The 11827-nt window shown below is 48.4% G+C and carries 11 protein-coding genes; 4 read left to right on the top strand and 7 right to left on the bottom strand.

Annotated features, from left to right (window positions below; all coding sequences use genetic code 11):
- The first annotated feature begins 107 nt into the window (after nucleotides 1-107).
- A complete protein-coding gene (locus tag ESP131_RS01220) occupies nucleotides 108-590 on the top strand; it encodes a site-2 protease family protein (RefSeq protein WP_029342882.1) in 483 nt (160 codons plus the stop codon).
- A 47-nt stretch (nucleotides 591-637) separates the two neighbouring features.
- Here the strand turns inward: ESP131_RS01220 and ESP131_RS01215 are convergent, their stop codons facing one another.
- The gene (locus ESP131_RS01215; protein WP_069940077.1) at nucleotides 638-811 is read right to left on the bottom strand and encodes a YycC family protein; all 174 of its coding nucleotides are present in this window, start codon (nucleotides 809-811) and stop codon (nucleotides 638-640) included.
- Nucleotides 812-926: 115 nt separating this feature from the next.
- Here ESP131_RS01215 and ESP131_RS01210 point away from each other — a divergent pair, with 115 nt between their 5' ends.
- The 3 genes from ESP131_RS01210 to ESP131_RS01200 all read left to right on the top strand — a co-directional run bounded on the left by ESP131_RS01210 (nucleotide 927) and on the right by ESP131_RS01200 (nucleotide 5090).
- Entirely contained in the window at nucleotides 927-1721 is a 795-nt protein-coding gene (locus ESP131_RS01210; RefSeq protein WP_081834749.1) for a hypothetical protein, read from the top strand.
- Between the two features lie 70 nt (nucleotides 1722-1791).
- Nucleotides 1792-3882, top strand: coding sequence for an MMPL family transporter (locus ESP131_RS01205; RefSeq protein ID WP_047390715.1), 2091 nt, complete (start codon nucleotides 1792-1794; stop codon nucleotides 3880-3882).
- A gap of 92 nt (nucleotides 3883-3974) precedes the next feature.
- The gene (locus ESP131_RS01200) at nucleotides 3975-5090 is read left to right on the top strand and encodes an NADH-dependent flavin oxidoreductase (protein WP_069940076.1); all 1116 of its coding nucleotides are present in this window, start codon (nucleotides 3975-3977) and stop codon (nucleotides 5088-5090) included.
- 434 nt (nucleotides 5091-5524) lie between these two features.
- On the opposite strand, the gene ESP131_RS01195 is transcribed toward ESP131_RS01200, so the two are convergent.
- The 6 genes from ESP131_RS01195 to ESP131_RS01170 all read right to left on the bottom strand — a co-directional run bounded on the left by ESP131_RS01195 (nucleotide 5525) and on the right by ESP131_RS01170 (nucleotide 11735).
- Entirely contained in the window at nucleotides 5525-6091 is a 567-nt protein-coding gene (locus ESP131_RS01195) for a 3'-5' exonuclease (RefSeq protein WP_053452136.1), read from the bottom strand.
- A 108-nt stretch (nucleotides 6092-6199) separates the two neighbouring features.
- Nucleotides 6200-7588, bottom strand: coding sequence for an MATE family efflux transporter (locus ESP131_RS01190; RefSeq protein WP_029342877.1), 1389 nt, complete (start codon nucleotides 7586-7588; stop codon nucleotides 6200-6202).
- A gap of 150 nt (nucleotides 7589-7738) precedes the next feature.
- Nucleotides 7739-8812, bottom strand: coding sequence for a site-2 protease family protein (locus ESP131_RS01185; RefSeq protein WP_029342876.1), 1074 nt, complete (start codon nucleotides 8810-8812; stop codon nucleotides 7739-7741).
- Nucleotides 8813-8879: 67 nt separating this feature from the next.
- Nucleotides 8880-10151 (bottom strand): sensor histidine kinase, encoded by a 1272-nt coding sequence (locus tag ESP131_RS01180; protein WP_029342875.1) that lies wholly within the window; start codon nucleotides 10149-10151, stop codon nucleotides 8880-8882.
- Nucleotides 10148-10831, bottom strand: a complete 684-nt coding sequence (locus ESP131_RS01175) for a response regulator transcription factor (protein ID WP_029342874.1) — start codon at nucleotides 10829-10831, stop codon at nucleotides 10148-10150. The genes ESP131_RS01180 and ESP131_RS01175 overlap by 4 nt, the downstream gene beginning before the upstream one ends.
- A gap of 19 nt (nucleotides 10832-10850) precedes the next feature.
- Entirely contained in the window at nucleotides 10851-11735 is an 885-nt protein-coding gene (locus ESP131_RS01170; RefSeq protein WP_029342873.1) for a hypothetical protein, read from the bottom strand.
- Nucleotides 11736-11827: the final 92 nt, after the last annotated feature.

Genomic DNA, 11827 nt, shown 5'->3' with positions numbered 1-11827 from the left:
ATTGACTTGCGAAAAATCATCAAAAGATTGTTTGAAGAGGCATCTTTCGGGAAAAATCTATATGTAGTATCTAAGATGTTGTTTTAAAGTGAGAGGGTGTACGTAGTATGTTCGGTTTCGGTGATTTATGGAAATTCTTTTTATCGTTCTTTTTACTTTTGCCTATCGTGACATTGATTCATGAGATGGGGCATTACTTTTTTGCCCGATTATTCGGTGGAAACATGGAAATCAATATTGGGTCAGGAAAATCGTTGCTTCGTGTCGGTCCAATCCGCTTGAATCGTATCTATTTCTGGGATGGCTGGTGTCAATATGAGGCATTACGCAATGAGTCGAAATTCGCTAACATACTCGTTTATGCTGGCGGATCGATCGCAAACTTGGTGAGTATCTTAGTCGTGAACGGTCTCATTTATGCCGGTGTATTCGAGGCATCGATCTTTACCTACCAATTTGCATATTTCTCATTTTATTTCGTCTTTTTCTCACTCTTCCCGATCGATCACCCTAATGGTTATCCGAGCGATGGGAAAGCGATCATCAATGTCTTCCGCTACGGGAAATCAGATTATCATCCACAATCCTAAACGAAGATTAAAGCCTCCTTCCATCATATAGAAGAGAGGCTTTTTACTTAAGAATCTGATTCGCTAGACGAATCAGATTCCGTTTTCGCTTGTTCCTGCTCGAGTTCAACGAGCTTTTGAATCAGGATATGGCGTGGCATATGCATTAACTGCTCAAGTGGTACGTTCAGACGTTTTGCGAGTTCGACAGCCGTCTCTGCTGATAATTGTAAAGGTTTCATCGTGTTCGTCCTCCTTTTTCCATGAAGTTAGTATAACAGGAGGTGCAAGCCGAGCGCATCAATAGTAGCGAGAAACCGAGAAGGTTGATACCGTATGAAGTAGGAAGTGATGCATATGTATAAACCTGCTGCAGAGCTGTTACTCCATGAATCCGTCTCACTGTTCGATCGAATCGGGGAGGATTTGCTTCTTTTTCGAGATCGCCACGGATTTATGAAATGTGATGCGGATTTAAGACCACTATGGGAAACAGCATGTGCGTATGTTCCATTCTCCTGGTACATTGAGCCAGGCGGTGGACGATTGTTCATCGTATTTGAAGAGTCAGCTTATTTTGGTTTATTGGATTTAGAGCAAGGGCATTTAGATTATATCGCGCGACCCGCTGCTTTTTCCGAAGCATGGTTCAGTAATTTATTCTTGTGGCAAGACGATGAGATTTTCCTGTACACGGCAGAAACAGACGTCATCTGTGTGAACGTTCAAACAGGGGACTGGCGGTACTCAAACTATGGAGAAGCACCGCTGTTCGGACGCTTAGTTGAGCGAGGATATGATACACGATTGACGTTCGAACGATTCATCGCACCTACGACGATCATCTCCTATGATGATCTACAAGAACGGTATGTGATTTGGGATGCCGCGACGAACCAGGAATCGATCATTCCTTTTTCGGATTATGCGGAGTACTCGCTCGTTGACCACCGTCACCAATTGTTTTCGATCACCGATTCATCTCGCTTTTACTTGTATGAGAAGAGTCAGCTGAAATATAAGTTCGAGGGATGTCATTCCTCTGTTTTACTCAAAAGTGTGTTGCTCGATGAAGAGGCGCGACGTCTTGCGATCGTATCGACATCGGCGACATTCGGCAACACATGGGTTCAAATTTTCCAAAAGACGTAATGAAACATCCTTTTCGCTTTTCAGCAAGAAGGATGTTTTTTGTACGTTTTATACAGAAAGGGGACGCATCATGGAACGGCTTGGTCATCTGATGAGTACGTATTTTCGAGGAGTGTTGATCGTTTGGGCGATCCTGCTCGTCGTGCTTGGGTATTTCGCCTATCAATTACCCGATCGGCTTGAAGGAAACGGATTTACACGTGACGGGGACTTTCAACGCGTCGAGACCGTACTCGATCAAGACTTCGGTCAGGATCCGCATACGATCATCGTCCTATTTGAAAATCAAGAGAATCTACAACAAACGATGGTGCAACATGTCGAGCGCTTCCGTGATATTAATGGCGTCGGAAACGTCATTGGTCCCGTCGAAAATCCGCGAGCAATTCGTGACGATAAAGGATACGTGACGGTCGGTGTACCGACACTTGATGCGAAATGGGCAGCTGCGGTCACGCGTCAACTGGATGACACTGGAACAATTCGACTGACCGGTGAACCGGTCGTCGTCGATGATTTGAATACAGCGTCCAAAAATGACCTCATCCGGGCTGAGTTGATTGGAATTCCGGCAGCATTGATCGTCTTGCTACTCGTTTTTGGTACACCGGTTGCGGCGATTTTGCCGTTGATCATGGGTCTCGTTACTTTTATCTTTGGTGCCGGTGTTCTGTATTTCGTTGCCGGACAACAAGAGTTATCAATCTTCGTCTTGAATGCGGTCGCGATGATTTCGCTTGCGCTCGGAATTGATTTTTCGTTGTTATACGTCAATCGATTTCGCGAAGAACGGCAGGACGGACAAGATATTCGGAAAGCAGCAATCCGTTCGGTCGAGACGGCAGGACGTTCGATTTTATTTTCCGGAATCTGTGTCTTCGTCGGACTCGCTGGATTGTTATTGATTGATGTGGATGTCTTCCGTGCTGTTGCGATCGGGACGCTCGTCTCGGTCCTCGGGGCAGTCATCAGTGCGTTGACACTGCTGCCGGCACTATTGATCGTCTTCGGGACGGTGCTAGAGAAAGGGCGACTCTTCCGGCAACGAGCCGGTCGTAGTGAAGATCGTTGGCGGCGCCTCGCTCGTTTCGTCATGAATCGGCCGGTCGCAGTCACGATTCTATCTTTATTACTTCTTTTGCCTTGTTTATTGCCGTTACGTGACTTGACGTTGAACATTCCGCAAGCGACTGCTTTACCAGAGTCGTATCCATCGCGTCTCGCTTTTGAGTCGTGGGAAAAAACATTTGGAAACGATGGAACAGATGCCGTCCTCATCTTGTCTGCCGATCCTGCGTCAGAGGTGGGACGAGAAAAAATCGAAGACGTGACGATTCGACTCGAGTCAGATCCGAAGGTGCGTTCCGTCGTATCCGCCGCAACGATTGCCGAACAGCAACAGATTCCGCTCGAACAGTTACTCGCGGTTCCCGCCGGACGCGATGCACTGAAGCCGTTTCTGTCAGAGAACGATCAAGCACGGATCGGCGTCAATTTAAAAGGGGATCCGGGGGATGCTGCTTCGCAAGACTGGGTGCGAAACATGCAAGCGGACGGTTATCTTGTCGGGGGACCGGCAGCCTTCAATCAAGAAATTTATGACGCCATCGAATCAAAACTCCCACTGGCAGTCGGTGTCGTCGTTTTGGCAACGTTCATCATCCTGCTGATTGCGTTCCGATCCATCTTGATTCCCATCAAGGCAATTCTGATGAATTTGCTTAGCCTAGGGGCAACATTCGGATTACTAGTCATCTTGTTCGAGTCCGGCGCAGTTCTTCCGCAGGAGACGATTGGTATTCTGACACCGGTCTTCATCTTCTCACTCGTCTTTGGTTTATCGATGGATTATGAAGTGTTCCTCGTCTCGCGAATGGAAGAATATTATGACGAGACAGGCGATAACGATTACGCGACCGAGATGGGTCTTGCGAAAACGAGTAAGATCATTACGTCTGCAGCCTTGATCATGATCGTCGTCACTGGGGCGTTTGCCTTCACGGGCGTCAGTCCAATCAAACAACTGGGCGTCGGTATCGCACTTGCGATTTTTATTGATGCCACGATTGTCCGGATGCTGCTCGTTCCCGCATTGATGAAGCTATTTGGTCACTGGAACTGGTGGTGGCCGGGTGGACGTCGTAAAGCAATTCGCAAGTGACACATCGCGTAAGCACATCAGTAGCTATTCGAAGGAAGACGAGCGTATACTGTCGATATTCAGTTCAAGAAATTAGAGGAGGCACTTCACTCATGGCAACTCAAGCAATGTTTGAACCATTTACATTACCAAACGGTGTGACGCTGAAAAACCGCGTCTTGATGGCACCAATGACAAACTATGCAGCACAAGAGAACGGCGAAGTATCGGATGCGGAACTCGCGTACTACGCAGAACGTTCAGGTGGCGTCAGTGCGGTCATTACATCGTGTGCGAATGTCACAGCAGACGGTCAAGGATTCCCGAATGAATTCGGTGCGCATCGTGACGATCTCGTTCCAAGTCTGAAGCGACTCGCAAAAACGATTCAAGATAAAGGCGCAAAAGCGATCTTACAAATCTTCCACGCTGGTCGTATGGCACCACCAGAACTCGTCGGTGGACAAACAGTTAGTGCAAGTGCTGTCGCACCTGTACGTGAAGGGGCAATGACACCTCGTGCACTAGAGGCGGAAGAAGTTGAAGCAATCATTGAAGCATTCGGTCAAGCGACACGTCGTGCGATGGAAGCTGGATTTGATGGTGTTGAGATTCACGGTGCGAACACGTACTTGATCCAACAATTCTTCTCACCACACTCAAACCGCCGCGATGATAAATGGGGCGGTAGCTTAGAAAAACGTCTCGCCTTCCCATTAGCAGTCGTAGATGCAGTCGAAGCTGTCGCGAAACAGGATCCTTCGTTCATCGTCGGATACCGTTTCTCTCCAGAAGAGATCGAAAATCCAGGAATCACACTCGATGACACGATGCGTCTCGTCGATGAGCTGGCGAAAAAAGATCTCGATTACTTGCACGTTTCAGTGATGGACTTCTTCGCAGGTTCGATTCGTGACGAAAATGAAACGACATCACCAATCACACTCGTTCAAGAACGGGTTGGCGAACAAGTACCTGTCATCGGTGTCGGATCGCTTCACACAGCGGACGAAGTCGAACAAGGTTTGGCTGTCGTTCCAATGATCGCCCTCGGTCGTGAACTGATCATGGAACCGAAATGGGTTGAGAAAGTTGAAGCAGGTGACCTTGCGTCAATCCGGACAGAACTTGATCCAGAGGCACAAGCAGAACTCGTCGTTCCAGATGCATTATGGGCAGGCATCACAAGTCGTCCAGGCTGGTTCCCGATCAAACAAACAAGCAAATAATTGAACACCATCAAAAAGCACTCTAGATCTCATGTCTAGAGTGCTTTGAGACTGAAGACAAAGTGCAATTGTTCTCTAACGAGAAGGATTGCACTTTTTTTGTTCGTCTCGAATCGTTTTCCTGGGACAAGCATCGCACCGCTTCGCTGCAGGGTCGCTCTTGCTTGTTTTTCACTAGGAAGCGATGTCGAGTGAACAAAACGCTTCTCTGATCTTTCTTCCAGGTATCAAAAGAATGACGCGTTACACGCCACTCCTACAGGAAAAAGCGCAATTTTGCGCTGTCAGAGACAAACGAGACCCGTTTTCCTGCTCGAATGGAGCGGGAAAACTGGCTTGTGTCTCGCCTGAGGAAAGGGCGTGAAAAGACGCGTCATTTTTTGAAGCTACAATCTGAAAACACTTTAGATCCCGTGTCTAGAGTGCTTTTTTGTTTAATAGGCAACCTGTCCCATCCGAACGCCACAGAACGTATGCAAGGTGACCGGATCCTGTAGATTCGTTCGTTCCAACATATCGTTTAAGAGTAGGGCGCAGACGTAGGCATCTTCTTTCGCGTCATGATGTTGAAAAGAGACGTTGAGGAATTCTGCCATCGTATTCAATCGATGGTTCGGCAACCATGGATACAGTTTGCGGGATAATTTGACCGTGCAGCCGTACGTGAAAGCGGGCATCTGGTACATATCGTATTTTTGAATCGCTTTCTGAAGCGCCCCCATATCAAATGATGCATTATGGGCAACGACCAGTTGAGCACCTGCGATTAAATCGTATAAGCCATGTGCTTCCATCGCTTCAGGTAACGTCGGTGCATCGAAGACATCACTCGGACGAATTCCATGAACCCGGATGTTTCCGGCATCGAAGTTCTCTTCTGGATTGATTAAGACCTGTTTACTCTCCGTGACGCGACCGTTGGAGAGAACGGACCAACCAAACGCACAAATGCTTCGGCTATTCCGATTTGCCGTTTCAAAGTCAATCGCTAATGTATACATGCAACAGGCTCCTTTCTGTCATTCACTAGTAACAGAATACATGTTCGTATTATAGAAGTCCATCAAAAAAGACCATCTGCAAGGCAGACGATCTTAAATCCATTCCAGTCACTTCGCGGTGGCGACTTTTTGTTCCTCTGCGACGTATTCCTCCGGTTTAAATAACAGAACGCGATCTTTATAAGCGAAGACAAGGGCTGTCAAGACAGCCATCGCATCAGCGATCGGGAAAGCGAACCAGACACCCTTGACACCGAAGAACAGGGGCAAGATCAGAACGAGTGGAATCGTATATAACGTTTGGCGTGACAAGGACAAGAATAAAGCGACTTTTGCTTTAGCGAGCGATTGATACATCCCGTTGATAATCATTTGAATTCCGTAGACGAACGATAGAGCGAATAAGATACGCATCGCACTCGAGCCTTCCTGTAGAAGTGTCGCTTCTTCCGTGAACAAGCCGACCCAAAAACGAGGGAACAATTGAATCAGTAACCACAAGCTAATCGATAACGATAAGCCATAACGGATTGCCAACTTGATGGCAAGAGACATCCGGCTAAATTGCCGAGAACCGAAATTATACCCGACGATTGGTTGCATCCCTTGCACGATCCCCATGATCGGCATACCGACGAGCGCCATGAACTTATTGATGACCGCAAACGTCGCTAGTTCTGTCGTACCCCCGTACCGGACGAGCATATGGTTGACGGTAATGAACAGAATCGATTGGGAGACCTGCATGATGAACGACGATGATCCGATTTGCATCATCCGAAACGTTAAACGGAAATCGGGTTTGAAAGCATTTCGATCGAGTGTTAACCCCGTTTGCCGACGTTTCGTAAAGAAGAATCGGAAAACAAGTGCAGCACCGACGATTTGCGCAACAACTGTTCCGAGTGCAGCACCTTGAATGCCCCAATCAAGACCAAAGATGAACAGGGGGGTCAAGACGATGTTGATCGCAACCGTCGTCAGCATGACGCGCATCTGATAGTTCGCACGTCCTTCTGCGCGGAGCATCGCACTTGACGCCATCGTCAACATGAAGAAAGGTGATCCGATCAAGAGGACGCGTAAGAAATCGATACTATACGGCATGATCTCATCTGTCGCTCCAAAGAGACGAAGTAACGGTTCGACGAAGATGAAAGCACTGATGATAGCGAGCATACTGATGAAGAAAACCGCGATCAAGACGTTTGCATAAGCACGACTAGCACCATCCGTTTGTTTTTGACCGAGCCGTTGTGATGCAATTGCAGCACCCCCGATCCCGATCGAGTTGGCGATTGCCATCAATACGAGCTGGACGGGGAAAGCGATTCCGACGGCGGCGACGGCAGCCGTACCGATGCCTTGGGCGACAAAAATCGTATCGACGATATTGTAGAGTGCCGTGACGAGCATCCCGACCATTGCCGGTAAGGAGAGACTAAGTAAGAGCTGATTGACAGGTGCTTCACCCAGGCGGGCAGTGTTTTTATTCATGGAAGGAGAGCCTCCTTTTTTAGACAAGTGGTAAGTAGGGTTTTACTCAGAGTAGTCGCTTCTTTGACGAGATGCAAGAAATCACTCTAGTCAATGTGTTTGTTCCATGAAAAAAGGATGCGCCATGAAGCACATCCGATAGAACTAAATTTAAGATGGTGTAGGCAAGTACCCTTTCGAGTACTCAAAAGCAATGAATAAAATGGCACCGAGCGCCAAGTAAGCGAGAAGCGTGATCGTTTGTTGTTTTTTCGGCATCTGGTGATACTGGACTGACTCTTCAGCGAGTCGGAGCGGTTCGATCCGCTGATCGATTCGACGCAACAACGCATCGTAGTCGTTCGCAGCATCATATTGATACCGTAACAAATCGTCGGCTTCCTGACGTGCCTCTTCCGGACTCGCTTGTCGCAAATCCTGTAAATCGAGACGAAGCGACCAAGCAATCGGATCGTACGTACTTTCGACCGTTTGTTCTTCCTCCACTTCCGGTGCAAGAGCGACTTCAGCGTTTGCACGTTCTTGCTCCGCTTTTGCGCGCAAGACGCGTTCGCGTGCAGCACGGTAAAGCATCAAGGTCGACCGGTTCTCTTCGTATTGTTTTGCGAACTTATACCGTTTCCAGACAGCACTGCCGCCGAAGAAAGCGATCAAGAGCAGAATCAAGCTGAAGTTCGTGATACCGTAAGCAATTAAGGCAGCAAGTCCCGCAACCCAAACGATGATCGGAAGTCCCGCAAGAATCCGTCCACCGTCAAGCGGACTGACAGGAAGTAGGTTGAAGAGATTCAACAGAGCCCCGAGGTGGAAGATGACGAGCCAGAAGTCATTTCCGGTCACGGCATATCCAATCGCAAGCGGAATCAGGGACAAGAGACCCGCGAGTGGTCCACCGTACGCAAGAATCGCTTCTTGTTTTGGTGTCCGGAACGTATCTTTGATCCCGATGACAGCTCCCATGAAGGGTACGAAAATCGCAGGACCCGTTTTAAAACCGAGTCGTTTAGCGGCGAGTAGATGTCCCATCTCATGAATGAATAGGAGATAAAGCAATCCGACCCCGAACCAGACACCAAATACTTGAGCGTAAAAGAGAAGCGAAACTCCAAACGAAATCAGAGTGCCTCCAAACTTCGAAAATTTCAATAAGGCAAGGATGACCTTTCCTTTTGTTAAGAGAAAGGCGCCGGCAACAGCAAGCCCACCCCAACGTTTTTTAGCCATCGTGAAATTCCTTCTTTCATCATGTGACGTTCATCCTTAAGTGTACGACACAAATGTAGAAAAAGTTTCATTTAGACTGCTCGGGAATTAGATAGAAACAACTACCATCTGGCTGACGCGCTTCACTACCGACCTGAAAATGATGTGTCGTTGCAAGCGCAGCAGCAATCGACAATCCGAGTCCACTTCCTGAACGGTCGCGTGCTGTATCGAGTCGGTAAAACCGATCGAATAACCGGGCACGTTCTTCGTCCGTTAGAGATGTTCCACGGTCAAGAACAGTCAGACGTTCTTGACGAAGATGCAATTCGGGTGAAGTGGCATACTTCAGGGCATTATCGATATAAATCGTCAAGATGCGTAACACCGCTTCGCGATTCGCCCGGATCGTCCCAGAGGCATCAACAGGGATGATCGTTCCTGTCGCATGATACATCCGATCAGCGAGTTCGCTACCAAGTTCCGCTAAGTCGATCGCTTCGACAGACGTTTCCTCATAACCGAGACGCGACAATTCGAGCATGGGTTCAATCAATGTCGTCCGCATCGCGTGCGTCTCCTGCAAGATGTGTTCAATCGATTCATCGAGGACGTCCGGCTTCGTTTTGCCCCATCGTTTTAACAATTGGGTATAGCCCTCGATGACCGTCAATGGTGTCTTCATCTCATGTGAGACATCGGCGACGAACTGCCGTTGTTGTTCCATCGTCTGATCGACACGACCAATCATCTGGTTGAAGACGCGACCGAGGCGACCGATCTCATCATCGCGTTCGGTCTGCACGGTCTCAAGCGTACCGGAAGACGAAATCCGTTGCATCGTATCATTCAGTTGCCTGAGCGGGCGGAGCGTCTGATACGCAATCCAGAAGCTACTGATGAACGCGATGACGATGCCAACGACCAACACGATGGTGAAGGTCAAGACGAGTGTCGAGACCGTATCATCGACGCTCTCATCTTCGAACAAATAAGCTTGATCCTGATGGACGATACCGAACCAATCGCCAGACTTGAATGGATCATTCGAACGCGGAATACCGGGGAGGTCACTCGCTTGTACGTCTCCGTTAACGGTAGAAGAGTCATCACCATCTTCATCGTTTGAAATGACCCATCGTCCATCTTCGTTCGATAAGACGACGGAATCTTCATGAAGCGTCAGCAATGCCCGGACCGATGAATCATCCTCCATCAATTCCTCTGCCTGTTCAAGCTGAGTATAGCGGGATTCAATCAGGTGACTTCGAACGACAAGGGTGACGACGATGAACGAAAGGAGTAACAAGAGTGTCGTAAAGGCGGTGACGGATAAAGCAAGTTTCGTTCGAAGCTTCATGGAGTCGCCTCCCGTAGCACATACCCAACTCCACGAACGGTCTGGATCAAAGCAGGAGGATGGGCATCGACTTTTTTTCGAAGATAACGGATGTAGACGTCGACGATATTCGTCTCACCGAAGTAATCGTATCCCCAGACGCGATTTAAGATTTGTTCGCGTGTCAGGACATGTTCCTTGTTTTCCAGTAAATACGTCAAAAGTTCGAACTCACGTGGTGTCAAATCGAGTCGTAATTCATCGCGAAATGCTTCGTGTCGATCAAGGTCGAGTATAAGATCGGCGAACTGTAATGTGCGCGATGCGTTATTCGTTGAAGTCGGAGTACGTAGTAACGCCCGGATCCGGGCAAGGAGTTCCTCCATCTCAAACGGTTTCGTCACATAATCATTCGCACCAAGATCGAGTCCTGCGACCTTATCGTAGACTTCCCCACGTGCTGTGAGCATAATGACGGGGACGTGAATGCCTTTCCCACGGAGCCTGCGCAACACCTCGAAGCCGCTCAGCTCCGGCATCATCACGTCGAGTAAGACGAGATCAACCGAATGCTCAGCGGCAGCGAGACCATCTTTTCCGTTGGGGGCGACACGTGTCGCGTACCCGGCATATTGGAGTTCGAGTTCAAGGAGACGTGCAATTTTCGCATCGTCCTCAACGATTAAGATGGTGGTTGGCATAAACATCCTCCTTTAATGATCATTCATCGATTTCTGTCACTTCGTCTGACGCGTTTAACTCAAGTTTAACGGAACCACCGACTCGGACGTCATCATCTTGCTCCATGTTCGATGCACGAGAGTACGATTTTTGCGCACCATTCTGTTCGATGACGATCTCTTGATTCGTTATTTTAGCGAGCGTGCCGCGGACTTCTTGTTCCCGTGCATCGTCACGGTCTTCGTCGCGTGTAGCATTACGATCTTCGTTGTCATCTTCCCGATCAAGCTCACGAACTTGACCGTCTGCATTCAATTCGATTTTCACGATATCCCCCGATTTCGCAGCGTCGCGTTCCGCACGATCCGCAATCGCGTAGACTGTCTCTTGTCCATCTTGTTCGAGTGTCAATTCACTTTGTGATAGGGCACGAAGGATGCCGTACCGTTCATTCGCATCATCCGATGAATCATCTGAGCGATTGCCATCGTCCTCTCGGTCATTCCGATCATCTTGATCTTCTCGCTCAAGTTCCGTGATTTGCTGATTTGCATTCAAATCGATTTTGACCCAATCGCCTTCTTGTACGGCTTCGCGTTCGACTGACGAAGCAAAATCATACGTCTGAGTGTCACCGTTGACATCGATCGTCATCGAACGATCCGATAGTTTCTGTAATGTACCTTCGATTTCCTGATCGTCACGCATGGAAGCAGGAAGTTTTTGTTCGACTTGGCGCGAAGCAGCTTCGACTTTTTGCTCTGCCTGCTGTGAAGTGGTGACCGTCGAGTTGACGAGAGAGTGTCCCGGACCTGTGAAGAGTAGGAACGCGCCGGCTCCTGTTAATACTGTACCCGTTACGGCAAGTGTAGCGATTCCTTTTTTGAAGCGTTTATTCCCTTTATCTGTTCGTTTTTCAGTCATGATGATGTCCTCCTTTAGTAGTGGCTGTTGTTCTTATACATAGAATAACCAGACCACGTGAAAGGAAGCTGAGGAACAGATTAGAATTTGAT

The organism is Exiguobacterium sp. U13-1 (genome assembly GCF_001750115.1).
Taxonomy (GTDB): domain Bacteria; phylum Bacillota; class Bacilli; order Exiguobacteriales; family Exiguobacteriaceae; genus Exiguobacterium_A; species Exiguobacterium_A acetylicum.
Note: the sequence above shows the minus strand (reverse complement) of the source record. Positions and strands in the feature narration are given on the sequence as shown.